This window comes from Parabacteroides sp. AT13, assembly GCF_002272965.1.
Classification (GTDB): Bacteria; Bacteroidota; Bacteroidia; order Bacteroidales; family Tannerellaceae; genus Parabacteroides; species Parabacteroides distasonis.
This window is the reverse complement of the sequence record NZ_NQMH01000003.1, coordinates 1-25,457: the sequence shown is the minus strand read 5'-3', so window position 1 is coordinate 25,457 and position 25,457 is coordinate 1. Positions and strand designations below refer to the sequence as shown.

21 protein-coding genes and 3 pseudogenes are annotated in these 25,457 nt (G+C 43.2%); 14 read left to right on the top strand and 10 right to left on the bottom strand.

From position 1 onward, the window contains the following. Positions 1–5: 5 nt before the first annotated feature. The 9 genes from CI959_RS21065 to CI959_RS21025 form a co-directional block, all read right to left on the bottom strand. Complete coding sequence (locus CI959_RS21065) at positions 6–1,490, bottom strand: flippase (protein WP_255223131.1); 1,485 nt, start codon at positions 1,488–1,490, stop codon at positions 6–8. After that, positions 1,483–2,358: an ATP-grasp fold amidoligase family protein gene (locus tag CI959_RS21060; protein WP_011966011.1), complete on the bottom strand. Its 876-nt coding sequence runs from the start codon at positions 2,356–2,358 to the stop codon at positions 1,483–1,485. Before CI959_RS21060 ends, CI959_RS21065 begins: the two co-directional genes overlap by 8 nt. A 42-nt stretch (positions 2,359–2,400) precedes the next feature. Then, a complete protein-coding gene (locus tag CI959_RS22000) occupies positions 2,401–3,123 on the bottom strand; it encodes an O-antigen ligase family protein (protein ID WP_224202555.1) in 723 nt (240 codons plus the stop codon). A gap of 559 nt (positions 3,124–3,682) precedes the next feature. Next, positions 3,683–4,831 carry a glycosyltransferase family 4 protein gene (locus tag CI959_RS21050; protein ID WP_011966009.1) on the bottom strand — a complete coding sequence of 383 codons (1,149 nt, stop codon included), beginning with the start codon at positions 4,829–4,831 and terminating at the stop codon, positions 3,683–3,685. Then, positions 4,828–6,075, bottom strand: a complete 1,248-nt coding sequence (locus CI959_RS21045) for a CapA family protein (RefSeq protein ID WP_011966008.1) — start codon at positions 6,073–6,075, stop codon at positions 4,828–4,830. Before CI959_RS21045 ends, CI959_RS21050 begins: the two co-directional genes overlap by 4 nt. Positions 6,076–6,079: 4 nt before the next feature. Beyond that, the gene (locus tag CI959_RS21040) at positions 6,080–7,306 is read right to left on the bottom strand and encodes a CapA family protein (RefSeq protein WP_011966007.1); all 1,227 of its coding nucleotides are present in this window, start codon (positions 7,304–7,306) and stop codon (positions 6,080–6,082) included. 12 nt (positions 7,307–7,318) lie between these two features. After that, positions 7,319–8,320: a sugar-transfer associated ATP-grasp domain-containing protein gene (locus tag CI959_RS21035; RefSeq protein WP_057317578.1), complete on the bottom strand. Its 1,002-nt coding sequence runs from the start codon at positions 8,318–8,320 to the stop codon at positions 7,319–7,321. 14 nt (positions 8,321–8,334) lie between these two features. Beyond that, positions 8,335–9,411, bottom strand: coding sequence for an NAD/NADP-dependent octopine/nopaline dehydrogenase family protein (locus tag CI959_RS21030; RefSeq protein WP_008780899.1), 1,077 nt, complete (start codon positions 9,409–9,411; stop codon positions 8,335–8,337). 36 nt (positions 9,412–9,447) lie between these two features. Then, positions 9,448–10,539, bottom strand: coding sequence for a sugar-transfer associated ATP-grasp domain-containing protein (locus CI959_RS21025; protein ID WP_008780898.1), 1,092 nt, complete (start codon positions 10,537–10,539; stop codon positions 9,448–9,450). Positions 10,540–10,831: 292 nt separating this feature from the next. Here CI959_RS21025 and CI959_RS21020 point away from each other — a divergent pair, with 292 nt between their 5' ends. Next, positions 10,832–11,962, top strand: a complete 1,131-nt coding sequence (locus tag CI959_RS21020; protein ID WP_004289313.1) for a site-specific integrase — start codon at positions 10,832–10,834, stop codon at positions 11,960–11,962. Positions 11,963–12,021: 59 nt separating this feature from the next. Here the strand turns inward: CI959_RS21020 and CI959_RS21710 are convergent, their stop codons facing one another. Further along, complete coding sequence (locus CI959_RS21710; protein ID WP_224200298.1) at positions 12,022–12,315, bottom strand: hypothetical protein; 294 nt, start codon at positions 12,313–12,315, stop codon at positions 12,022–12,024. On the opposite strand from CI959_RS21710, the gene CI959_RS21010 reads away from it, so the two are divergent. The 13 genes and pseudogenes from CI959_RS21010 to CI959_RS20950 form a co-directional block, all read left to right on the top strand. Further along, positions 12,220–12,864, top strand: a complete 645-nt coding sequence (locus tag CI959_RS21010) for a hypothetical protein (RefSeq protein ID WP_007478951.1) — start codon at positions 12,220–12,222, stop codon at positions 12,862–12,864. The genes CI959_RS21710 and CI959_RS21010 overlap by 96 nt on opposite strands. 198 nt (positions 12,865–13,062) lie before the next feature. Continuing rightward, a complete protein-coding gene (locus CI959_RS21005; protein ID WP_004294465.1) occupies positions 13,063–13,437 on the top strand; it encodes a helix-turn-helix domain-containing protein in 375 nt (124 codons plus the stop codon). Beyond that, a complete protein-coding gene (locus CI959_RS21000) occupies positions 13,415–14,539 on the top strand; it encodes an AAA family ATPase (RefSeq protein WP_004289317.1) in 1,125 nt (374 codons plus the stop codon). Before CI959_RS21005 ends, CI959_RS21000 begins: the two co-directional genes overlap by 23 nt. A gap of 81 nt (positions 14,540–14,620) precedes the next feature. Continuing rightward, a complete protein-coding gene (locus CI959_RS20995) occupies positions 14,621–15,508 on the top strand; it encodes a toprim domain-containing protein (protein ID WP_004289318.1) in 888 nt (295 codons plus the stop codon). Between the two features lie 240 nt (positions 15,509–15,748). Beyond that, positions 15,749–16,195, top strand: coding sequence for a hypothetical protein (locus CI959_RS20990; RefSeq protein ID WP_004289320.1), 447 nt, complete (start codon positions 15,749–15,751; stop codon positions 16,193–16,195). A gap of 1 nt (position 16,196) precedes the next feature. Next, positions 16,197–16,523, top strand: coding sequence for a DUF4134 domain-containing protein (locus CI959_RS20985; protein WP_004289321.1), 327 nt, complete (start codon positions 16,197–16,199; stop codon positions 16,521–16,523). Positions 16,524–16,597: 74 nt separating this feature from the next. Further along, positions 16,598–16,855: pseudogene (locus tag CI959_RS20980) on the top strand (DUF4134 family protein); the annotation flags it as partial. A 562-nt stretch (positions 16,856–17,417) separates the two neighbouring features. Continuing rightward, complete coding sequence (locus CI959_RS20975; protein WP_004289323.1) at positions 17,418–19,229, top strand: reverse transcriptase/maturase family protein; 1,812 nt, start codon at positions 17,418–17,420, stop codon at positions 19,227–19,229. 24 nt (positions 19,230–19,253) lie between these two features. After that, the gene (locus CI959_RS20970) at positions 19,254–19,448 is read left to right on the top strand and encodes a DUF4134 family protein (RefSeq protein WP_004289324.1); all 195 of its coding nucleotides are present in this window, start codon (positions 19,254–19,256) and stop codon (positions 19,446–19,448) included. A gap of 12 nt (positions 19,449–19,460) precedes the next feature. Next, positions 19,461–19,757, top strand: coding sequence for a DUF4133 domain-containing protein (locus CI959_RS20965; protein ID WP_032541330.1), 297 nt, complete (start codon positions 19,461–19,463; stop codon positions 19,755–19,757). 106 nt (positions 19,758–19,863) lie between these two features. Continuing rightward, positions 19,864–22,570, top strand: a pseudogene (locus tag CI959_RS20960) (DUF87 domain-containing protein). A 23-nt stretch (positions 22,571–22,593) separates the two neighbouring features. Beyond that, on the top strand, positions 22,594–23,004 hold the full coding sequence (locus CI959_RS20955) for a DNA-directed RNA polymerase subunit alpha C-terminal domain-containing protein (RefSeq protein ID WP_004289328.1): 411 nt from the start codon (positions 22,594–22,596) through the stop codon (positions 23,002–23,004). A 34-nt stretch (positions 23,005–23,038) separates the two neighbouring features. Further along, positions 23,039–25,457: pseudogene (locus CI959_RS20950) on the top strand (hypothetical protein); the annotation flags it as partial.

Sequence of the window (25,457 nt, the reverse complement as noted above, 5' to 3'; positions counted from 1 at the left end):
TGCATTTATTTTTTCAATTCATACAAAATTTTATTCCTTACATTTATTCCCTTTACTTTAATACAATAAAATACAGCCAAAATAGTAAATAAAATAGTTCCAATTACAATTTGTATTACCATAGTAAAGAATGGAGATACATTTAAATATTCTATATACAATACGGCATTATACATCACGAGCCCCATACAACAAAAAGCAAGCCCATCTTTCAAATAAATCTTAAATGGAATTTCCTTATATATCATAGTAAATTGCACTAAACAAACCGCAAACTCTGCGAACAACGTACCAACTACAGCACCGATCCCACTATATTTTGGTATCAAACAGTAATTTATTATTAGGTTAACCACTGCCCCTATAGTCAATGAAGTAATAAAAACTCGATCCTTACCTTTAGGAATAATATATTGTGTCCTCAACACGCCAGCCCAACCTTTAAATATTATAATAGGACAAAGCATCACTATAAATAATCCACATCGATCAAACTCATCACCATAAAACCAAGGAGCAAAATTCGGAGCAATTCTCGCTAATATAAATGCCATCAATACACTCATAAACATTGCAAATAACATAATATTATCCATCATATTCCTAGTCTTAATAGTATCGTTTTTGGCATATAAATTAGCCATTCTAGGCATAAGAACAGAATTCAATGCTAAAATTATCGTATTAGGTATCTGAGTTATTCGCTCTGCATAAGTATAAAAACCAACTTCTTCTTCCGTACTAAAACTTCCTAACATCAATTTATCCATTATATTATATAGACTGACAGCTACAACTGGCAAAAAAAGGACCAGATTAGGTTTAATATGCTTTACAATGCCAGTAAGAGAAGGTCTTCTAAAATTTACATTTGATAACACAAATGGCCATACAGCTAATACAGCCAATAAGCTTCCAACAGAAAGGATTCCCGTATAAATTGATAAATCAGACTGATCTTTTACAAATAAAAAAATCGCAAATACCATTCCCAATCGGACAATTACACTACGGATCGTAGTCAATTTAAACTTTTCTAAACCAAAGCAAAGCCAATTAACATCAAAAATTCCCGATGCAACATAAAAGAATTGCATACAATATATCAATCGATTTTCTTTCACATAAGAAATACAGTAAATAAAATATAAAGCCGTAACAAATAATCCAACCAGTAACTGAAAAGAATAAATTTCCCAAAATGTTTTATCCAAGGTATTTCGATCGTCTCTTATTGCAGCAATCGTTCTATTCCCATAATTGATCACTCCTAACATCACAAAAAGATAAAAATAATTAGCAAGAGCTTGTGTATAAGAATATATACCGATATTGTATGCCCCTAAAACTCTTGACACATAGGGTGCAGTTATAAATGGCAATATGATTACCAATAGTTGATAACATACATTGTACACAAGATTCTTTTTTATCTTTCCTTCCATCACAAATACTCCAAATTCAAAACAACCATTTATAAGATTACTCAAAATGCCCTTTATACTTATTTGGAAGAGTCAACATACTGCCCAATAATAGATTCCCTTCTTTCGAATAATATTTAGCCATTCCATACATAGGTGTAAACGTCATTTCCCCTAAAATTGGCTTACCAAAACTATCATAGAAATCAACTCTTACAAAAGGAAATCCTTTTGACAATATTCGAGCATATTTTATCATCTGATCCAAACAAGCAGGTTTATTAGCCCTACGCATATTACTTTTAGCACCAATATCAAATACATTCCATTCAAGATCATACCATTCAAGTACAAGTTCCGACTCCCTGTTAAGGCAAACCAACACACACTTTGGCTCTCCATTAAAACAATATACCTTATAATCTTCCGGAAGTCCTCTTTCACTAGTTTCAATAAACTCTTCAGCAATAATACGAGGTGTCATTTTTGAATAATGAGGCTCATAAGTATTGGTACCATAAACAGAATGAAGCCATTTATTTAAAGAAATATCAGCAGAATGAATATCTAATTCATCTTTATTAAAGCATACAATATTATACTTACAACCATGTGTACATTTAATCACAAACTTTTTAGGAAATCGATTCCACTCTATACCCTTCACATCAGTATAGACACCATATAGCTGAGGCATTAATTCCATGAGACCTAAAGAGCTAACATATTCTCTAAGCTCATATTTATCAGCACATTTAACTACTATAGGCTTTTGCCAATACAAGGCAAGCCAGCATATTTTTTCATTAAAACCCTGAGGGTTTACTAAATCCAAACTCGTTCCAAATATTCTATAATATTTCTGCTTAACATAAAATACAGGAGACAGTTGTTTTAAAATTCTAGAAAATAAAAATTTAATTTTACCAAACATTAGATTAATTATTTAATATAAAAAACAAACGCAAGAGTTGTACTAGTATAAATTCAATCGGATACTTGCATTATTACTAAAAGATTCAGCATCTAGATGTTTACAATAGGGAATTTTTTCTTTTATCAAAAAACCCAAGTATAGAACAATAAACATCAAATTTAGTGTATACACTTCTGACAAGGACATAAAGAAGAATACAGCAAATAGCAAAAACACTATATTCTTGACCCTCAAATCCAAACAAAACAACATTGATTTAATTGACTTCCAAACAAGTAAAAAACAAACCAACAACAATATGATTCCTCCCATAAGTAATATCTGAAGAATAATATTATGAGCATTAAAAGAAGAACTTCCTATCTCAATATATCTATTATTGTTTTCAACAGCCCCATAACCTATAAGAAATGATTTTTCAATCATATTAATAGCACTATTCCAAATTATAGTTCGAGTAGAAAATGTTAAATCCTTTTTTAAAACGACTTCCACTAAATAGGCAAATTTATTTTGTATTTGATACACAACTATCAAATAGTGGATCATAAACACAGTGATGGCCATGGCAACTAAAATAAAATTGTATCCCCGATGAATAGAATGTACAATCTTCCCCTGTGTATCTTTAGGCAATACAAAAAACAAATAGCCAATAGTAAAAAAGAAACATCCAACAAGCGATGTAGCAGACTGATACACAAATTCACAACCCCACATGCATATAAACAACAGAAAGACTTCCTTATTATTTTTATTCAAATAAAAGTTTTTCAAAAAAACGAACACTATTGAAATCATATAAAACGGTATAACCTGATTAGATACTCCTAAGAAGTAATACGATTTATCTATACCTGAAAATTGAGAATTAAAAAAATACAATCCATTGGGATAAAGAAAGGTAAGAATAGTATTAACTAAAATCAATGACATCCAAAAAAAAGAAGTTCCAATAAAGAATAATCGCCTGCTCATCCTATAAAAAAAGCAATAGAAACATATCAGAGAATAAGACCTCTCAAAATTCAAAAGAAAATTTCCCAAGTTTCCCGCATTCTTCATCGTTACAAATAGAAACAGGAAAAAGAACAACAGAATCAACCACAGTAATTCATTTTTTCTAAAAAACACAAAAAATACAACTATTGAACAGACACAAATCACATGATGTATATATCGAATATAGTTATATGCAGAGGTAAATGTGATAAATTCAGGACATAATAAAGCGAACTGTATTCCCCAAAAAATCACATGCCACATAAGTTTATTGATAAACTTCCGTTTCAAAACGATGTTCATAAATCCAATTTAAATATCAGAATATTATCTTTTTATATAAATTCAATATGGACTCTATTAGAGTTGTACTAGAAAACCGATTTATAGAATCCAGATATCCTCTATCCAATAATATTTGCATATCCATCTTATGCTCCATAGCATATTCAATACGCCCAGCCAAACTTTCCGGATTACCTTCCTCGTACAACAAGCCATTATAACCATCCTCGACAATCTCTAATGTCCCACCTGTATTAGCTCCAATAACAAGCATTTTAGCCAACATATTCTCTACAGTAACTCGTCCAAAAGCTTCCTTTTTTGAACAAGTCAAACCTATATCACATTGTCTTCGCAACTCCCTTAAATCATCATGATGCTCTAAAATGCAAATTTTTTGTTCTAGCTCATGCTCTTTTACATACGATTTCACATATTCCAAATACTCCTTCGTTTCTCCTTGTCCCACCAAAGTCAATAAAACAGTATCAATACCACGTTGCATTAATAACTCTACAGCCTTTATCGCATCCATTTGGCCTTTTTGAACAGAAATTCTCCCTGCCAAAAGCATCCTAGTTACCGGAGATTCAAATCTTGTAACATCTTCCAGTTTATATTTTTCAACCGGAACTCCATTATATACAAGATCCATTTTACGCCCCAAGAGAGGCTCAAATTTAGCCTGTACATCTTTTGATATCGCTATAACAGATGAGGCCCTTGCAACCAATCGATATACATACTTTTCACGAAACAACTTTTTACCCAAATCAGCTTCCATGAATTGACGAATATGCCATACATATGGAATCTTCAATTTTTGTGCGATCTCTGCACCAATACTACTATCTAATCCATTTATATGGATAATGTCAATATTCTCCGATTTAAGAACCTTTTCTATTTTTCTTTTCTGTATAGAATTACAGATACTTTTCACAAAGAACTTCACTTGCGTCATCGGAGTTTTTTTGTTCAAATCCATTCGCATCCCATATAATGGAGCGACTATAAATTTTATCTTCCCTTCTGCAATTCGCCCCTCTAAATTCCTCGTATTGGCAAGAACGACAACAACTTCAATTCCTCGACGCAACATTTCATCAATGATATTATACATGGAAAGAGTTGCCCCATCGCTATTGGTAATGCTACAATGCGCAAAAAAACAGACTTTCATAATGCATCCTTAATTTTTTCAAAACATACGTACTCATCCAATATATCTATCGCCATTTCCTTCTTACCGGTAAAAGTATTGTATATTTTCGTACAATCACTTATCAACATGTCCCGTTCACTAGTAATATCACACTTATCATACAGCGCATTAATAGGATATACACTTAGATTTCCATTTTTAGATTCTACAATCTTTAATATAGAAAATGTAACTTTATAAAGAGACATTCTTTCTTTATCAAAATAGAAATGTAATAACACCGAATACTCGGGCAAATTTTCTCTTACTAAATAAAGAGAACTAGGAGATATGCTGAAATTACCCAACGAATAGGCAACTAAACAGCCTTTATCTACGAATTTCTGAACGACATGGGGGTGATTTCCTACTATAGCATCCGCTCCTGCACGAACTATTAAATCTACAATATATTCCGTGTATGCTCCGACCTTAACATTGAATAAGCCACCGGAATGTAAACAAACAATAACATAGTCGGCTTCACACCTTGCTTTTTCTATATCAGATTTAAGCCGTTCTAAATATCTTGGATAGATGTCATCCTCTAATAAATCATCTGATTTAGGAAGATTTTTCAACATGCCAAGTTTCTTTTTGATTCGCATTCGCTGCTCTAAAGTAGTAACCTTTCGTATGTATCGAGAAAGTTTACTACGAATACCCGGTGTATTTAATGTCTTTTTAAATTTCAGCCACTCACGTTCTTGCGACTTCAATACATTAACATAGAACTCTTCATCTTCTTTGAATACAATCCCATTCTCTACTACATTTGTTCCATACGTATAAGCTATTAAAGCAATCTTCTTACCCCCCAACTCCAAAAGTTCATAAGAAGTTCGTTCTTCTTTACTCCTATAAGTTCCAAAATGCTTTATTCCATACTGATCCAATAGATCCAATGTCCTAATCAACCCTTCGGTTCCGCGATCAAGACAGTGATTATTGGCCGTACTTACATAATCGATACCAGCACTTTTCATTGAACATACAAAACGATCCGGAGTATTAAATGAATACACGTCATTCGTATATCCGGCCTCCTCCCCAGCAAATACAGTCTCCAAATTACCAACAACAAGATCTGATTCCCGCAACTTATCCTTCACTCCATGAAAAACAAAGTCAAAGTCATATTTTTTATCAGATCTAGAAGCACTCAATAAGGGACGTTCGCACATTATATCCCCGGTAAAACTTATTTTATAATATTCTTTCATCACATCATCTCAATACATACTCCCTCTGTATCACATCTTTGAGGATAGAAGTCCCAGTAATTCGTTCATAAATTCTCTTTACATCTTCCTGTAATTGAATACGATCATCCCCCTCCAATTCATCATTTAGTTCATCTATTGGATAAACAACAATCATCTTATTGGAATCTTCAACAGCCTTTAAAATAGAGAATGTGATCATTCTTACATTCCCTTTATCTCGATCTTTTGAAAAATAAACATGCAAAGCCATAGAATATTCAGGTAGGGCATCATGAATTATATAATCGGCACTCGGAGATTGATTAAAACTACCCAAAGAATAAGCAACAACCTTTCTGTTTTCTATTCTTGTTTTCTGAATAACATGCGGATGATTTCCTATTAACATATCAGCACCATGTTCTAAAACAAAATCAGCCATAAACCTACTATAGGTTCCCGGAGTTTCATTAAATTGTCCCCCAATATGCGAACATACGATCACATAATCAGCTTTTTCTCTTGCGGTTTTCAGATCTTCTGCCAATAATCCTAAATATTTATTATCAGTATCACCATCCATGATAACATCTACCCTCGGCTTTAAGAATACTTTTCCCCGCCGAAGTTGCATTCTTGCCACAACCCTATTTATTCTTCTCCGATATCTTGCTTTAATAAACCTAAAAAAAATTCTTTTAGCCCATTTTCTTTTACCAACAAGAATAAATTCACTTTGCTCTTTAAGCAAATTCACATGGAAATCATTTCGATCATCTAGAGCAATTCCCGTATTTGACGAATTTGTCGAATAGGTATTCGATATTAGTGCTATTACAATATGATTCAAATATAAATACAGAATTCGTTTTGAAGCGTTCTCATATGTAAAAGTACCCGTATGTAAAACCTTATTTCTATCTAATTCTTTAATTGTACGAACAAGGCCTTCAATCCCTTGGTCTAAACAATGATTATTAGCAGTCGTAACACAATTGACACCTCCCTTCACCATTGCTTGGATCAATTCATCTGGAGAGTTACATAACAGATACTGATTCTGGAACCCATTCTTATCACCCGCACATACGGTCTCAAAATTACCTACCACATAATCAGATTCCTCAAACAATTTTTTAACTTTACCAAAGACAGGGGAAAAATCATAAGCATCTGTATTCCTATCATATGCAGCATTCAGCAAAGGCCTATCACTAGTAATATCCCCGATAAAAGTAATTTTTTTCATGATCGATTCTGATTATTCCTTACAACTCTCTATCTCAAATAACAAAGGCTCATACAATGGCCATTTTCCAACCTGATCCTCTATTTGTGTCACATCTGGATCAGCCCCAGGATTTCCTTCTATCAGAACGATTTCTCCACTGCTTTTTATTGTTACATCCCACCCTACGTATCTGACTTCAGGATGAACCCTTGCTGCTTTCTTTACCATATCTACAACTTCAAACCATCTTGGAATTTGAAATCCCACAATAGGTTTTCTTGAATCCGGATGTATTGTATATCGATTCCATTTACGATCTACCCCTGTTGTATTAACAATACCTGTTTCGACATCTATTAACGAGGCTATCCCATCATGATGAAAATTGTCGGCAAATTTTCCCTTTCTACTTAACCTTAAAACCGCAGCCATAATTCTAACTGAATCATCCGCACAAATCAGTGTCACAACACGAATCGTATTCACCGCAGTATTATTAAAAGCAGCCAACTCGCAATCTTGCTCTAGTACTTCTTCTAATAAAATCTTGTTTTTCTTACACGTATCATAGAAACGATCCAAATCACTCACATTAGCCAAATGAATAATATCAATCCCCTTTCCAAACATTCCATCAGGAGATTTGCAGAAAAGTGTTGAATTTCTTTTACAAAAAGAATAAAACTCTTCTTTTGAACAAACCTTTGTATCAAGCCAATCTCGACCTAAATAGTCTTTAAACTCTTGATTAAACAATGGTTTCTGATCAAAAAATATTCTTGATTTTGGATCATTACATATTTTTATAATTTTCAACAACTTACCATGTGTAATAAATTGATCCCTCTCGATTCTTCTTTTAAAATAAAAACGATACTGAACATAGTCTATTAATTCTATGTTATATTTTATTTTTTCCCACAAAAAATCAAAGACTATATAAATTCGTTCTAAAACATTTGCATTAGGAAGAATCTCTTTATCAATATCACGAAACAAACGAATAAATTTCTGCAAAATACTTTCTTTCATAATTCTTTTTAGAATCAGCAGTCCATCAGTATTTTCTGAATATTTTCCTCACCCAACTTCTCCGGAGTCCTACCTTCCGCACGAAGATCACGTCCTAAAGCCGCACTAGCTATTTCGATAAGACTTGAAACAATAGGAGTTGCGACATCTAACGACTTTCCTAAAGCCTCTAACATCACTAACCCCTGCGGTACATCCTCTGAAATATATCTGGAATCCACTTGGGTCGGTCCTTTCGCACGGGTATCCATTTCCGCATAATCCAAGAAAACCTCTTTAGCGTCCTTATTATCATCTAATGAATTTCGGTATTTACAAGCCTCCACATAACTTAGCCTTGAAAAACCTAGTTTCTCCAGAACATTCATCTTTTCCGCATCCATCGCCTCTAAGATTCTCCAGGTAGCAGGGTTGTCCCTGGTATATGCCTCATGATACATGCAAAAATCACCATGTGATTTCTCTATACGCGGTATGCTCATAACAGAACCTACTGTATGCACTACTAAGTTTGGATTATGAAGAGCCGCTTCTACCACAGAATCCAAATAAACAAATCGTTCTTGTAATTTATCCAATTTTTCTATCGCTTCCTCTTTTCTTGATGAAGGATAAATACCAATCGGATTCCTTACATTTCGAAACCCTACCTTAAATTGCCCCGGTTCCATAACACGACCGTCTATAAAAGAGCTTTGAGCTTCCGCTACAATGATAGGTTTATCTTGGCAATATTTAAGAACATATGCGGTAGACAAATATCCCGGATTGATCAAAAGTATTTGATCTTTTTGTAGATATGGTGCTATCTTTTCTATTAATTGCTCATGATAATTCGTTTGAATATATATGATAACGATTTCAGCGTCTTGCAGCTCCTCTAGGTCTCTTGTAACTCGATGAATATACGCAGTAGAAACTTTGCCAAACTCATTTAAAGTCATTTCTCCTTTATGTGATTGCATATACTCAAAATTATCATCATGCATCGCATGAGATGTCTTGATCAAAGTAACTTCATGTCCTTTCAATGTTAAATCAGCCGCAACTGCACACCCTGCGTTACCAGCTCCTAAAATAGCAATTTTCATTTTTAATTCTCCTTGCCTAAATTATTATATATCTATTTAATTCTGCGCATATTCCAAAGTCTTCTTCACAAAGACCTCCTCCAACACACGTTCTGTCAAATCTCCGAATGTGGGGCCACAAGTGATCTGATTGGAACCCGGGCAAACATTATATTCAATGAAAACCGGTTCCCCTTTCACATTCACAGAAAAATCCCAACCGATTAGTTTGAAATGGGCCAATTTCAAATGTTGCTCTTTTATCATAGCTATGATTTTATCATAAGAAGGTACTATAACATCCGCAAAACGAATACCGTGTTGATTTTCTGTAACCCACTCGGCTTTTCGATTAACACCTTTCTCGGTCAACCGCCCATTAGCTTGAATCGGACAGGCGAATCCACCCGCACCAATATTATCGACCTTATGTCCACTTGCCCCCATTCGTAAAATAGAGGATAAAATATAGATCGTACCTTCAAATAAGAACGACACAACACGAATCGTATTTAATGAAGAAGGATTCAACGCAGCCAGTACCGCATGCTGCTTAACTGCCTCTTGAACAATAAAGTTCGCCTTTAAACCATCTATAGCTGATATTAATGATTTTTGATCCAAGTCCTGTGAGTCAAAGAAACTAATCAATCTACCTTCTCCACTATCTATTGAGGGCTTAATCAAAAACTCTCCTTGATACACCATACATTTCTCTATAGCCTGTTCTTTAGTGATTATACACATATGCGCATCATAAAAGATTCCGGCCATATTTTTCACAATGGTCTCAGGTCTAACTAAATCCTTGAAAAAAACATCATGTAAACATTTGTCCTCACCAAAACGACGGAACTGTGAATTACTGAAATAAGGGACTATAACCCCATACCATAAATCATCCGGGATATAGCGCGGATCCGGCTCATGAGTTCGATCCCAAAAGATCTGATACCACATTTTATCTGGTCTCAATCCATATTTCTTCCAAAAAGGAATCACAATCTCATTATACTCTTTCGTGCATTTGCATCCGCCATTCATTCGCTTTAAACGAAGCTTAGCCTTTTTACGATACTCATATTTCCGATAAAAAGATTCAGCCTTGAAATTCAGATCATCCCATTTTTTACGTACACCACTTCTCATATTCTATCCATTCTATCGAATCAAAACTTCATTATATTTCATCATATAAATATCCTCCGAATAATTTCCAATAAACAAACAGGCATATTAAAGATGAAAATAAAATCCAAATAAATACAACTAAATATGCTTTATATCAGTTCTTTATAGGGTAGTTATTTCTTTCAGTTGTTTTCACTATTTTCTGTTAATTGGTTCTTTTTGGGTACATTTTTGTTTCTTGTTTGTTTCTTGATTTCAGTTTTAATTCGTACATTTGCATACGAAAAATAACGAATGAAAGAATACGATTATGCCACGAATAAAGAAGCCTAAAAAAGTAAAAGAACCAATCCGTCTTCGGATGAAGGATTTGTCCGATGGCAGCAAAAGTCTGTATCTGGATATATACCGCAACGGCAAACGGACATACGAGTACCTGAAGCTGTATCTTATTCCGGGAACGGACAGCAATACCCGTCGGCAAAATGAAATAACAATGGCTGCCGCAAATGCCATCAAGTCGAAACGTATTATCGAGCTGACCAGTGGTGAAGCCGGTATCGTGAACCATACGGATAAGATTTATCTGCTGGACTGGATGCAAACCTATCTGGAGTACCAAGAGAAACGCGACAAGAAGGGCATCGGTCAAATCAAAGCCGTTACCCATATCCTGAAAGAATATGCAGGGGAAAGATTTATATTGGATCGGGTTGACCTCGCTTTTTGCCAAGGCTATATCGACTACATGCTGACAACCTTCCGCCCTAAAGGAAAGCCGATAGCAGCTTCTACACGCAACACCTATTATCAGATATTCAATGGCGCCCTGAATGCTGCCGTTCGGGCTAAACGGTTGTTGAGAAATCCGTTTAACGAGATGGAAAAGTCGGAGAAGCCCAAAATGCCGGAAAGCGTGCGGTCCTATATGACCATCGAAGAGGTACGGGCATTGATTGCCACTCCGATGCAGGAAGGGAGGGTAAAAAATGCCTATCTGTTCTCCTGCTTCTGCGGACTGCGTATCAGCGATATTGTCGGCCTGAAATGGAAGAATGTCTTTGTCGATAACGGCCAATACCGTCTGGCGGTAGCTATGCAGAAGACCAAAGAACCGATTTACCTGCCACTCTCCAACGAGGCGTTGAAATGGATGCCGGAGCGTGAGGACAAGGCTGCAGACGATCCTGTGTTCAACCTGCCTTCAAATATCAATCAGTATCTCAGACCGTGGGCCGAAGCGGCCGGAATCACCAAGCGTTTTACTTTTCACACCGCCCGGCATACATTCGCGACCATGATGCTGACGCTCGGTGCGGATCTCTATACCGTATCGAAGCTGCTTGGCCATACCTCCGTGAGAATGACACAGGTGTACGCCAAAATCATCAACCAGAAAAAAGACGAAGCAGTCAATTTGGTTAACGGCCTATTCGACTGATGTAGTCATACATGTCAAATTCAATTTAAGGTAAATATTTCCGGCTTTTCTCCGATATTTCAAATGGTCGAAGTAATGCCACTATTATAATAAGTATAAACCCATAAAAAACAATTCGACATGAAAGGACAAAACAACAGGTCCTCTCTTTTTTTGAAGGGAGACCACATCTGCACCACTTCGCTACGGAACAGGATGTAGCGGAAGAATTTTACGAGTTGCTCTCCGAAGCAAGGGAGCTTTATCTTCAAGACGTCATGACAGGCGGCAAACGATATGGCCGCTACGTGGATGACTTTATAAACAGCCACCGGTACATCGACTGCAACAGTGCGGTTTGCAGGAATTGCCATGAAATGAACATTCATATCATCAGAGGGCTGTTGCTCGATTGTACAAGTCTCGTCAAAAGCCTCTTTACCGCAGAAACATTTTCTTTCGAGGAGTGCATGGCCTTGAAACAAAAGTACGACATTGCCGGAGTATGGTTCGACTCTTCACGTATAGAAGATTCCAGAAACGCTCCACCTCTCTCCTTTGGTTGCAATTTTTCCCGTGAACAGATGACAGGTATTGTGGCTTGCGCCAACGCTTATCATCTGTTTTGCGTTTCCACTCTCCGCATCGAGGACATGGAAGCGCTTTTTGCCTGCAAGGAGAATTTCTGTATACGTGTGAACAATATCCGCCATGTGGCGGTTCTGTTCGATGCGTTGCTCGAAAACACCTTTATCCTACCTCACTGGCAGTCGGTTCTCGACAAGGGGCGGTTCCTGTTGTCCAAAGACGGCACAAGATATGTTACCGCTTCAAGCCTCTCGTCTGCCCTCTCTGCGGCGAGGAACAACATTACATCGGCAAACCTCGGCATACGAAAAGCCATCAGTCGGCTGAAAATATGACACGAAGTGCCAAAAAGCCAAGTATGTGAAAGATAAAACAGTGATAGTTGCCGTGATACGTGCATAGTATCATGCCGGAATTTCCGGCTGTCCGGTTCACATCACATAACTTTGACCTCCGTTAGCGCGCTGCATAACGGAGGTAACTCTCCATTGTCTAATTTTAACATGTATTTTATGCAAAACAGAACAACATTCATGGAGCGGTTAAGCGAACGGCTGACCGCCATAGAAGCGGTTCTCAAGAAGTTGGAACCGGTGGAAGGTCTGTTGGAGCGTGTGGCTTTACTGGAAAATACCATTTACACGACCAAGAAAGTCTTCACTTTTCAAGAGGCGTGCATGTATATCGGCGTGTCCGAAAGTATGTTGTACAAACTCACATCGAACAAGGAAATCCCGCACTACAAACCTCGCGGCAAGATGCTTTACTTCGCGAAGGAAGAGCTGGACGCATGGCTCTTGCAAAACTACGAACCTACGGTGGACGATGCCATGCGTATGGCGACGGAAGTATCCGCAACCCAACCGTTCTTTAACCAGAAGCGCTATGGAAAACGAAAAAAGAACTGACCGTAACTCGTGGGCGGAACTGGACGAGAATCGCCTGTCGGATATTCTCACGGCATCGCAGATAAAGGCCACGGACACCTACGTGACTCCGCCCCAGATTATATGGATCGACAACTCCACCATAGCGACGCTCGGCAATTTTAGCGCTTCGACGGGTAAGGCGAAGGCGAAAAAGACGTTTAATGTCTCTGCTATTGTCGCTGCGTCACTGGCGGGCCGGCAGGTTTTGAACTACCGGGCGCATCTGCCCGAAGGCAAGCGCAGGATCTTGTACGTGGACACCGAACAGAGCCGTTTCCATTGCCATAACGTGTTGGAACGTATTCTCCGCCTGGCGGGACTGCCCACCACAACCGACAACGAGAATCTCGATTTCATTTGCCTGCGGGAATACACGCCGGCCGTGCGTATTGAGGTCATCGACTACGCTCTGCGACAGAACAAAGGGTACGGGCTGGTCATCATTGACGGCATCCGCGACCTGATGCTCGACATCAACAGCACCAGCGAATCGGTGGAGGTTATCAACAAGATGATGGAATGGTCGTCGAAATACGACCTGCATATCCATTGTGTGCTGCACCTGAATAAAGGCGACAACAATGTGCGCGGGCATATCGGCACGGAAATGAGCAATAAGGCGGAAACGGTGCTGGTCATCACCAAGAGTGCGGAGAATCCCGTTATCAGTGAAGTTCATGCGCTGCATATCCGCGAGAAGGAGTTCAAACCGTTTGCTTTTTCCGTTGATGACGAAGGATTGCCGGTCATGGTGGATAACTATTCGTTTGATGGCAGCGTGAGACCGAAGGCCCGGAGCAGCTTCATGGATTTGTCCATCGAGCAGCACCGGGAGGCGCTTTCCGCCGCTTTCGGGGACAGGCCCATCAAAGGTTTCGAGAACGTACTGCAGGCTCTCATGGCCTCCTATGAGGCTATCGGGTTCAAACGGGGACGCAGCGTCATGATAAAACTGCTGCAGTACCTGACGGAAAACCTGAAGCTGATCGTCAAACGGGACAAGCTCTTTTATTACGATGTGACCCCGACCGAAGCCTTGCTTTTCGACGAAGAATGCGAGGACGCAGAAGGTGAAAAATAATTTAGTTTACTTTGGTCCGGGTATATATAGGAGAAAAACCAAAGTAAACCGTTTTTTGAAAACAAGTGAAAAGAAAATGACATGACCATAGCGGAAGCAAAACAACTGCGTATCGTGGACTATCTTGCCAGTCTCGGCTACCACCCCCAGAGTGTAACATCGAAACAATACTGGTATTTGTCGCCGCTACGCAATGAGCGTACCCCGTCGTTCAAGGTCAATGACCGGCTCAACGAATGGTATGACTTTGGCGCAGCGACGGGCGGAGACCTTGTGGAACTGGGCAAACACCTTTACCAGACGGACAGCGTGAGCGAAGTGCTTGCCTATATAGGGAAGCACGAGAACGCTATCCCGATACAAAGGGTGCGGATTCCGGGGACAACGCCCCGACCCGTCGAAGCCGACATGAAGGACGTGCTCGTCGTACCGTTGCAGCACCATGCGCTGCTCTCGTACCTTCATTCCCGTGGAATCGACGGAGACATCGGCCGCATGTTCTGCCGGGAGGTCCATTATGAATTGCGGCAACGGCGCTACTTCGCCCTTGCCTTCGGTAACGTGGCGGGCGGGTACGAGGTTCGCAATCCTTATTATAAGGGCTGTATCCGGTGTAAGGACATCTCTGTCATCAGGCATTCTCATAGTGAAGCACAGAACCGGGTTTGCGTGTTCGAAGGCTTCATGGATTTTCTCTCTTACCTGACGCTGAAACAGACGGGTGATGATACGGTCTGCATCGGCGCACCTTGCGATTACCTCGTGATGAACTCGGTGAACAACCTGAAAAAGGCTTTGGAACACTTGCAGGTGTACGAGGAAATACACTGTTATCTCGACAATGATCTCGCCGGACAGAAAACGGAAGAGACCATCGCCGGCATGTACGGCAAGCGGGTGCACAACGAAGCACTCCGTTATCACGAGTACAAGGACCTGAACGATTACCTGCGCGGAAAGAAACGGTAAGGCATTATCGTTACCCCTCCCTTGAAAGCTCTCCTCCCGGAGGGCTTTTTTTATGCCCGTTTTTCCCGGTACATTCGCCTTAAAGTATGAAATTAAAGTTCAATTTATATGTTTCATACTTATTTATACGTAATAAAATATTGTTTGATATAAAGAGTTTTCATTATATCAAATATAATACTTTTCTTTGCTTTTGTACTTTCAAAGTTCAATTAAAGTTTAATTTCATACTTAAAACAGATGAGTTCATACTTTATATTCGCCCTTGTACTGACGGTGCTGTACATCGTCTATTACGCGGTCAATATTACCCGTGACCTGTATGGAAAGAAGGGAACGGAGAAGACTGACGAAGAAGTTTTCGACCTCGGTCCGATGGATGCCACGGAAGAGAGTGTCGAGGTTTCGGAGAACGAGACCGGGTTTAGTATCGGAAATGAGACATGCGACACGGAAGCCGTAGCTGCCCCGCCTGCGGTACAAGACGGCGATACAGGGAAAAAGGAGGCAGCCGCGAAAGAGCGGCTTGAAAGGCTGAAGGCCAAGGCGGAGGCGCAGATGGAAGAGATCGCTCCCTACCTGTCCGACGGCTTTACCGACGAAGAGATGTATAAGGCGTTGATTTCCAAAGGACGCTTGGACAACCGTCCCTGCCTGAAATGGAGACCGGTCAAAGATAAGCTGTAAGATGTCGAAAACGAAAAAGATACTATGTGCGCTTTGTTCCATCATCCCCTGTTCAGCTCTGGCGAAAAGCGGCAGCGTGAATTACAGTTGGGGTGCGGATGCGCTGGCGACGATGCACGACTACGTGGTAACAATGATGTTTTACGTCCAAGCTCTCTGTTGTGCCATCGCCGGGATTTGTGTGATTGTGTCCGGATTCCAGATTTACGTAAAGATGAACACGGGCGAGGACGGCATTACCAAGTCCGTCGTAACGCTTGTGGGCGCGTGCCTGTTCCTGATCGGTGCGTTCCTCGTCTTTCCTGCCTTTTTCGGCTATCGCATATAGAAACGGGAGGCAGGAATCAAGTACCGCCATAACGATTCGAAAGAACTGCAATACTTACCCTAAAATAAATAATCATGTTTCAAAAAACAAAAAGACAAATGAAAAAAATGTTTTCTGCTAAAAAAGTACAGATGCTCACACTGATGTTGCTGTGTGGCACGACGGCCGTCATGGCCCAGAACTCCGCAGGCGATTATTCCGCCGGTACGACTGCACTGGCTACCGTGACGGAGGAAATCGCCAAGTACGTTCCCATCATGGTCAAACTGTGTTACGCCATTGCCGGTGTTGTGGCTATCGTAGGCGCTATCTCGGTGTACATCGCCATGAGTGCGTCCGTAATGGTTGCATGATAAATTCCTCTTTAGCAAGAGGATAGGTCAGGGTTCAAGTGATCTACTTCCACCCAAATAAGCCCGAGGGGAAACCTAAAGGTGAAAATAGCACTTTGGGAAAGCAATAAGTCAGTCAAAAGCCAGACTGCGACTGAATTGCGAGGGAGAAAGACAGATATGAGGATAAAGTCCATACTGATTGAACGATAGCCCAGCGGCAAAAGATGTAGCTGCGACGGAAGGCTTTTACAAACGTCGCATTGTGGCACTAAGACAACGTCATTGGTGTTATAGCAAAGAACCAGCCACAACGCAACCGCAGTAAGCGGAGAAAAGGGCGGAAGTCGTATCCGACAATCTGTCGTGCTAATAGTTATCATACAGCTAAACGGAGATTACCTAAGTTGGAAAGCCATGAAAGTGGCTATGGGCTTTGGCTCTGAATATCCAATATGGTAACGGAGTTCCCATAGTAGTCCGAGCAAGGTAATGCCTTGTACATGGCGAAGGGGAACAGTTAGTAATGTTTTAATACAAATTTTGAAAACGTGTAAGACGTATGGAAAAATCAGAAAGAGTATTAAAAGCTCTAAGTGACCACAGTCAAAGTTCGGATTATAAATACGAGCGACTGTATCGGTATCTGTTCAGTGAAGAGATGTTCGCTGTAGCCTACCAACGCATCTATGCGAAGCAAGGCAACATGACACCCGGAACTGACGGCAAGACCATCGATGAGATGAGTCTTGAAAGGATTGAAAGATTGATTGTGTCCTTAAAGGACGAAAGTTACCAACCCCACCCTGCACGCAGAGTGTACATACCGAAGAAGAACGGCAAGAAACGTCCGCTCGGTATTCCCTCATTCGAGGACAAATTGGTGCAGGAGGTAGTTAGACTGCTGCTTGAAGCTATTTATGAAGGTCATTTTGAAGGCACTTCACATGGTTTCCGACCGCATCGAAGCTGCCACACGGCATTGGGTATGATACAGAAGTCTTTTGCGGGAGCAAAGTGGTTTATCGAGGGAGACATCAAAGGCTTCTTTGACAACATAGACCACAACGTACTGATTAGCATTCTTCGTGAACGCATATCAGATGAACGCTTCCTCAGACTTATCCGTAAATTCCTCAATGCAGGGTATGTGGAGGACTGGAAGTACAACAAGACGTACTCAGGAACTCCGCAAGGTGGAATAATCAGCCCCATGCTGGCTAACATCTACCTTGACAAGTTCGACAAGTACATCAAGGAGTACGCAGCCAAATTCCGCAAAGGTGACAGACGCAGCATCAATCCCGAATACTGGCGTTTGAACAATAAGAAGAACTGGCTGAAAAAGAAGTTGCAGAAAACATCCGATGAGCAGATACGGAAAAGCTATCTGTATGAAATTGCCCAACTGAGCAAACAGATGCTGTCCACTCCTCACAAGGATGCAATGGATGCGGACTTTAGAAGAATGCAGTATGTAAGGTATGCGGACGATTTCCTTATATCGGTTATCGGAAGCAAGTCTGAATGCGAGACCATCAAAGCGGACATCACCCAATTCATGAGAGAACAACTCAAACTTGAATTGTCTGATGAGAAAACTTTGATAACACACGCACAAGACAAGGCGAAATTCCTTGGATATGAAATCTTCATCAGAAAGTCAGACGCAGTGAAAAGGAATAAGGACGGAGTTCTCAAAAGAGACTTCAACGGCGCAGTGGTGTTAACCCTTAACTCGGCTGTGATACAAAAGAAGCTCACTGAGTACAACGCGTTGGAGGTCAGAAACATTGATGGCAAAGACATTTGGTGGTCAAAGCCTCGCAGATATATGACTCCAATGAAGCCCGAAGATATTCTTGCCCAATACAATGCGGAAACCAGAGGACTTTACAACTACTATTCACTTGCTGCAAACGTGTCCAAAGAATGTGCATCTTTCGCCTTCATTATGAAGATGAGTATGTTCAAGACACTTGGCTGGAAACTGAACACTTCCGCAAGGAAAGTTCGCCAGAAGTATCAGAAGGACAAGGACTTTGTCATTCCGTACAACGATGCCAAGGGAAAGCAGAAATACAGAGTCTTCTACAATGAGGGTTTCAAAAAGAGAAATGCTCAGTTCGATGTTGACTATGACAAACTGCCACAGACCATGTACGTGCCATATCCGAGCCTTGTGGAAAGGTTGAAGGATGGCAGATGTGAACTATGTGGTAAGGAAGGAAAAGTAGTCATGCATCATGTGAGGACTCTCACCAAGCTGAAAGGCAATAATGAGTGGGAGAAACTGATGCTCAAAAGACATCGCAAGACACTGGTTGTCTGTGAGGACTGCAACTCTATGATTCAGAACTATGGTAAAGAGTAATGTTACTAATGGAAAGCCGTATACATGGAGACATGTAAGTACGGTTTGGGGGCGAGTACTCGGAAACCGCCCACCGCAAGGTGGGTATGGCGCTGGGTGCTTAGCCCACACAACGAGGAACAGGACGTGAAGAAGAAAATCATGATGGTCGTGGGCGCATGTATTTTCTTAATCGCTGCCGCACAAGCACTTCCGATGTTCTTCGGTATCGGCGCATAAACCTTCCGCACGATGAAAGGCAAGGACGAACGTTACCCTGACTACCCGCTGTTCAAAGGTCTTCAACGGCCTTTGGAGTTCATGGGCATCCAGGGACGCTATACCTACTGGGCGGCAGGCGTTGCCGGCGGAGCCATCGTCGGCTTTATCATCGCCTACTGTCTCGCAGGGTTCGTGGTCGGACTGGTCGTGCTGGTTGCGGTCGTCTCGACGGGTATCGCCCTTATCATGCTCAAACAGCGGAAAGGGCTGCATACCAAGAAAGACGGGCGCGGGGTGTATATCTACGCCCACTCGAAGAAGCTGTGAGAAGAAAAGAAAAACCATCACGGGCAACGTGTGGTCTTGTTGAATGTTGAACGCGGGCCGGCCGCCTGAAATCCGGGCGGCCCGGCCTTTTTTATCGTATTTTAAGATGACTTTGTACATCATTCTACTTTTTATCGCCTTGTGTGCCGGCATGGCCCTGTCGGTCTATGCGTTCGGTACCGGAGGCAAGCGCAAGCGTATCTTTCAGGACATCTATTTTTCCGTGGAAGAGACGAACGGCGTGGGCGTGCTCTATACCAAGACGGGCGAATATTCTGCTATCCTGAAAATAGAGAACCCCGTGCAAAAATACTGCGCGAACATTGACAGCTACTATGAGTTCACGCACCTTTTCACCGCCCTCGCACAGACGCTCGGCGAAGGATATGCCCTGCACAAACAGGACATCTTCGTCAGGAAACAGTTCGAGAACGAGACGGGCGACAAACACGAGTTCCTCTCGTCGGCCTACTTCCGTTACTTCAAGGGGCGCAACTACACGGACAGCGTGTGTTACCTGACTATCACACAGGAGGCGAAGAAGAGCCGACTGTTCTCGTTCGACAACAAGAAGTGGCGCGATTTTCTGGTCAAGATCCGCAAAGTGCATGACCAGCTGCACGATGCCGGGGTACAGGCCAAGTTCCTGAACAAAGCCGAGGCGAGCGAATACGTGGACCGCTATTTCGCCATGAACTTCAAGGACCGGATCGTGTCGATGACCAACTTCAAGGCAGACGACGAGACAGTCTCGATGGGCGACAAACGCTGCAAGGTATATAGTCTTGTCGATGTGGACTGCGCCGCACTGCCTTCACTGATAAGACCTTATACCAATATAGAGGTCAATAACACGGATATGCCCGTGGACCTGCTGGCTGCCATTGACAGCATTCCGAGTGCGGAGGCTGTCATCTATAACCAGATTGTCTTCCTGCCCAATCAGAAAAGGGAACTGGCCCTGCTGGACAAAAAGAAGAACCGGCACGCCAGTATTCCCAATCCGAGCAACCAGATGGCCGTGGAGGACATCAAGCGGGTACAGGAGGTCATCGCGCGGGAAAGCAAGCAGCTCGTGTACACTCATTTCAACCTGATTGTCGCCGTACCGACTGGTACGGACCTGCAAAAATGCACGAACCATTTGGAGAATGCTTTCGGACGTATGGGTATCCATATTTCCAAAAGGGCGTACAACCAGCTGGAACTGTTCGTAAACTCGTTTCCGGGTAACTGCTACGGCATGAACGAGGACTATGACCGCTTCCTGACGCTGGGTGACGCGGCGGTGTGCCTGATGTATAAGGAGCACATACAGCACAGCGAAGAAACACCGCTGAAAATTTACTACACGGACCGCCAAGGCGTGCCGGTAGCTATCGACATCACGGGAAAGGAAGGGAAAAACAAACTGACGGACAACTCGAATTTCTTTTGTTTAGGGCCTTCGGGCAGCGGCAAGAGCTTCCACATGAACTCTGTCGTGCGCCAGTTGTACGAGCAGGGCACAGACGTGGTGATGGTCGATACGGGTAACAGCTACGAGGGCCTTTGCGAATACCTCGGCGGCAAGTACATTTCCTATACCGAGGAAAGACCGATTACCATGAACCCGTTCCGCATCAACCGGGTTGAAATGAATGTGGAGAAAACGGGCTTCCTGAAAAACCTCGTACTGCTCATCTGGAAAGGCTCGCAGGGTACGGTCACGAAGACGGAGGACCGCCTGATAGAACAGGTCATCACGGAGTATTACGACACCTATTTCAACGGTTTCGACGGCTTCACGCCCCTGCAACGGGAGGATTTGCGTAAGGGGCTGCTCATCGACGACCGTAACCGTACCGAGAAGCGGGACGAGGACGAAGGAGAGCGGGCCGGGCGTATCGAGCGCATGATCGACGAGATGGAACGCCGCCGTAAGGAGCTAAAAGTGGAAGAGCTGTCGTTCAACTCGTTCTATGAGTTTTCCGTGCAGCGCATCCCCGACATCTGTACCGAGAACCACATTTCGGGCATCGACATCTCGACGTACCGTTACATGATGAAGGACTTCTACCGGGGAGGCAATCATGAAAAGACGCTGAACGAGAACATGGACAGTTTCACTGTTTGATGAGACGTTCATCGTCTTCGAAATCGACAGTATAAAAAGATGATCCTCTCCTGTTCCCTCTTGTCACGCTGATTATCATGGACGTATTCTTACAGAAGATGCGTATCAAGAAGAACCGCAAAGTCCTGGTCATAGAGGAAGCGTGGAAGGCGATTGCCAGCCCGCTCATGGCCGAATACATCAAGTTTATGTACAAGACGGCCCGTAAGTTCTGGGCTTCGGTCGGCGTGGTGACACAGGAGATACAGGACATCATCGGCAGCCCTATCGTCAAGGAAGCCATCATCAACAACTCGGACGTGGTGATGCTGCTCGACCAGAGCAAGTTCCGTGAGCGGTTCGATGAAATCAAGGCTATCCTCGCCTTACTGACGTGGACTGCAAGAAGATATTCACCATCAACCGGCTGGAAAACAAGGAAGGGCGCAGTTTCTTCCGCGAGGTGTTCATCCGCCGGGGAACGACCAGCGGCGTGTACGGTGTAGAAGAACCAAGAGAATGTTACATGACCTACACCACGGAGCGGGCGGAGAAAGAAGCCTTGAAACTCTATAAACGGGAACTGCGGTGCAGTCATCAGGAAGCTATTGAGGCGTACTGCCGGGACTGGAACGCCAGCGTATCGGGAAGTCCCTGCCGTTCGCCCCAAAAGGTCAACGAGGCCGGGCAGGTATTGAACCTTCATGTAAAACAATAACAATCAAATCATTAATTACAAAAATGGAAAAGATAGACATTAGCCAAAGTGTAAAGACACTTGAGTTCGGGAGCAAATATGAAGCCCGTATCCAGCGGATATTCCGTGAGTTCGACATCAAGACCATCCGGGATTTGTGCCAATGGCCCGGAAAGGACTTGGTAAGGGTACGCGACATGGGAAGAAAAAGCATTGAGGAAATAGAGGATGTTCTGGAAAGATACAATCTCCGGTTGGGGATGCTCGGTAAGGAACTGGACGAATACGCCGGCATAGAAAATTCCGTACAGGACGAGGAAGAAGAGGCGAAGTGGGAACAACGCAGGTACGAGATCGCCAAGGAGGTATTCATACATCACCGTCTGGTGGCAAATTCCGCCGTATATGAGGCCGACGGACTGATACGTGCACTAAGAGGCATGACGCACCGTTGACGGATATCTGTTTTTAACCGGAGAGGAATCCATGATGAAACGGCTGTCACTTATCCTTATACTCCTGTCGCTCGCCGTTGTGCAGCAGGTCCACGCGCAGTATTACAGCGTGAACTACGACGCACGCACGGTGGCGGCAATGGCTACCGCTTTCGGTACGGAAGCCGTGGCGGAAAGCTATTACCGGGAGCAGGTCGATGACATTCTCAAGCACTACAATGCGGCGGAAGTGCTACGGCGGGGATTTTTGCCTCCAAGTTCTTGGAGCATAAAGCCTTTTCCGACCTCGTATCTGGAATAGCAGTACAGAAAATTACTACTACCGCCGCATTTACCGCATGGTCTCGGAGAAAATCATGCCGAAGATATGGGTGGTGGCGAAACTGATGCTCCGCTCGCCTCAAACGGCTATCTACTGGGCAGCTACCTGAATGAAAATCTGCGACGAGACGAAAAGTCTGTGTATGCAGTTCGAGAGTGTGGTGACGAACAGCACGCTGGGCTTTTCGGACATCGTGTTTCTGGAAATCAACCGAAACATCGCCCTCTGCTGAAACTCTCGGAAGTGGGCGACATCGACTGGCAACGTATGTTGACCGATCTCGCCAGCGTGCCGGGTAACTTTACGAAAGAGAACCTGCAACACGACATCGACAACCTCTACAACATGGGTGTCGGTCTCGCCTCGGCTGGTATCGGAAATATCGGTGACGTCCTGCTGCAGACCAGTTCTTTCCATGATCTGATGGGCGGCAGGGTCAGCAAGGTCATCGACCTGTATGACCATTACGGTGCGCTCTTCGAGCAGGCGGAACATGACCTCGGAGGTCTGCTGATTGATATGGTGGGCGGAGAGGACAACGTGGCGGGACTGTTCGATTTCAGCAACTACGACCTTACCTCGTGGATGACAGATTATCTGGACAAGACAGCGGGAAACTACTACACGCAACGGTGGTATATCGCCCGTCGCGAGCAAGGGAGTATCGCCCTGTGCGATTACTACCCGCCGACGGACGACAACAGCATATTGAACGGCAGAGAGTGGACACGTTTCGAGACGACCGATCCCGGCTTCTATCCCAATGCCTCGCAACGGGAGCAGGTTCTCGCCAATTCGGAACGGTACGCCGGTTGGTCGAGAAGCCGGGTTCAGCTGCTCAACAGTCAGAACGACGGCTATACCTACACCATCGACTACTGGCAGAACGGTTACATCATCAGTCGGGGCGGCAAACAGACGAAGAAAGCCTATGCCTATGAAATCCATGTGAAGAAAAGCTGGAACCGGGAGGAAATCATTTACGAGGAGGTGTTCGATTCCTATTCGATGGACCTGAACACGTTCAAGGCGCAACTCAATGCCCGCCTCTTGGAGTTCAACGACAACGAGGAGGGTTATACTTACTATATCGCATCCGATGCGCGGAACTACTATCAGGCGACGGACGCTGCGAAGTTGCAGGGCTGCGAGAGCGTGACCATCAGCGTAACCTGCTCGGACGGGGCTACGCTTGGTCAGGGCACGACGCAGTACAAGTGCAGAAAGTGCGGCAAATCCCTGAACGCCCATTCAAAGGAGTGTGCCATGCAGACCACGGTTACGGAGAACGAATTGGACTTGTCCGAGTTGGACGCCATGCTGCAGGAGGCGGAGAACCAGGTGGCCGCCCTTCAGTCGCAAATCAATGCGTTGGAGAATGAGAATGCCGACCTGCTGAAAAAAATCGCCGAGGCGAGCGTGGAAGATGCGGCGGTGTACCGACAGCAGTACAATGCGAACAAAACACAGATAGACCGCCTGAAAAGCGAGCTGTCCGAATGGCAGAAGAAACAACGGGAATACACCGACGCAAAAGCCGAGGCGGCGGGCGATAACGATGTGGCAACGGACGACTATTACCGCATACCGGCCATCATGCAGGACTGTAAGACGGCTTACAGCCTGTCATGGCAGGACGGCGGGGCGTGGAACGGCTACACCTATGTCCGTAAGGCGACCATGCCGAACATCAACGGGGTCATCACGTTCAAGGCGACGGTCTCGATAGCCCGCAAACCGAAATATTTCCTCGGTATCAAGATACACCGTGCCATCGTGCAGATCAGTTGGGAACTGACCACGGAATATACCGACACGTATGTAGCCGACGTGCTGACACTCGACCCGAACCTGTCGGACGCGGAGAAAACGAAACTGGTGAACGACCGTATTGCGGAGATTGCACGGGAACACCCTTCGTGCAAGATCACGACGGAATACGCCCGTACCCCGCCATTGGAAGAGACTCCGACCGGGGAGGTGTACCATCTGCTGTGGTCGAGCGACCGGCTCGAAATCGCACGGGAAGTGGATTCCCGGATTACAAAAATATATGCAGACCTCGTGTCGCTGGAAAAGATGATGCACTATAAGCGGAGCATCATCGACGTGCTGAAGGATGTGCTGCCCG

Excerpts from the sequence above, each read along its gene's own strand:
- CI959_RS21060 (WP_011966011.1), bottom strand. The coding sequence starts at position 2,358 with ATGTTTGGTAAAATTAAATTTTTATTTTCTAGAATTTTAAAACAACTG.
- CI959_RS21050 (WP_011966009.1), bottom strand. The coding sequence starts at position 4,831 with ATGAAAGTCTGTTTTTTTGCGCATTGTAGCATTACCAATAGCGATGGG.
- CI959_RS21045 (WP_011966008.1), bottom strand. The coding sequence starts at position 6,075 with ATGAAAGAATATTATAAAATAAGTTTTACCGGGGATATAATGTGCGAA.
- CI959_RS21040 (WP_011966007.1), bottom strand. The coding sequence starts at position 7,306 with ATGAAAAAAATTACTTTTATCGGGGATATTACTAGTGATAGGCCTTTG.
- CI959_RS21035 (WP_057317578.1), bottom strand. The coding sequence starts at position 8,320 with ATGAAAGAAAGTATTTTGCAGAAATTTATTCGTTTGTTTCGTGATATT.
- CI959_RS21030 (WP_008780899.1), bottom strand. The coding sequence starts at position 9,411 with ATGAAAATTGCTATTTTAGGAGCTGGTAACGCAGGGTGTGCAGTTGCG.
- CI959_RS21025 (WP_008780898.1), bottom strand. The coding sequence starts at position 10,539 with ATGAGAAGTGGTGTACGTAAAAAATGGGATGATCTGAATTTCAAGGCT.
- CI959_RS21020 (WP_004289313.1), top strand. The coding sequence starts at position 10,832 with ATGCCACGAATAAAGAAGCCTAAAAAAGTAAAAGAACCAATCCGTCTT.
- CI959_RS21010 (WP_007478951.1), top strand. The coding sequence starts at position 12,220 with ATGACAGGCGGCAAACGATATGGCCGCTACGTGGATGACTTTATAAAC.
- CI959_RS21710 (WP_224200298.1), bottom strand. The coding sequence starts at position 12,315 with ATGGCAATTCCTGCAAACCGCACTGTTGCAGTCGATGTACCGGTGGCT.
- CI959_RS21005 (WP_004294465.1), top strand. The coding sequence starts at position 13,063 with ATGGAGCGGTTAAGCGAACGGCTGACCGCCATAGAAGCGGTTCTCAAG.
- CI959_RS21000 (WP_004289317.1), top strand. The coding sequence starts at position 13,415 with ATGGAAAACGAAAAAAGAACTGACCGTAACTCGTGGGCGGAACTGGAC.
- CI959_RS20995 (WP_004289318.1), top strand. The coding sequence starts at position 14,621 with ATGACCATAGCGGAAGCAAAACAACTGCGTATCGTGGACTATCTTGCC.
- CI959_RS20990 (WP_004289320.1), top strand. The coding sequence starts at position 15,749 with ATGAGTTCATACTTTATATTCGCCCTTGTACTGACGGTGCTGTACATC.
- CI959_RS20985 (WP_004289321.1), top strand. The coding sequence starts at position 16,197 with ATGTCGAAAACGAAAAAGATACTATGTGCGCTTTGTTCCATCATCCCC.
- CI959_RS20975 (WP_004289323.1), top strand. The coding sequence starts at position 17,418 with ATGGAAAAATCAGAAAGAGTATTAAAAGCTCTAAGTGACCACAGTCAA.
- CI959_RS20970 (WP_004289324.1), top strand. The coding sequence starts at position 19,254 with ATGGAGACATGTAAGTACGGTTTGGGGGCGAGTACTCGGAAACCGCCC.
- CI959_RS20965 (WP_032541330.1), top strand. The coding sequence starts at position 19,461 with ATGAAAGGCAAGGACGAACGTTACCCTGACTACCCGCTGTTCAAAGGT.
- CI959_RS20955 (WP_004289328.1), top strand. The coding sequence starts at position 22,594 with ATGGAAAAGATAGACATTAGCCAAAGTGTAAAGACACTTGAGTTCGGG.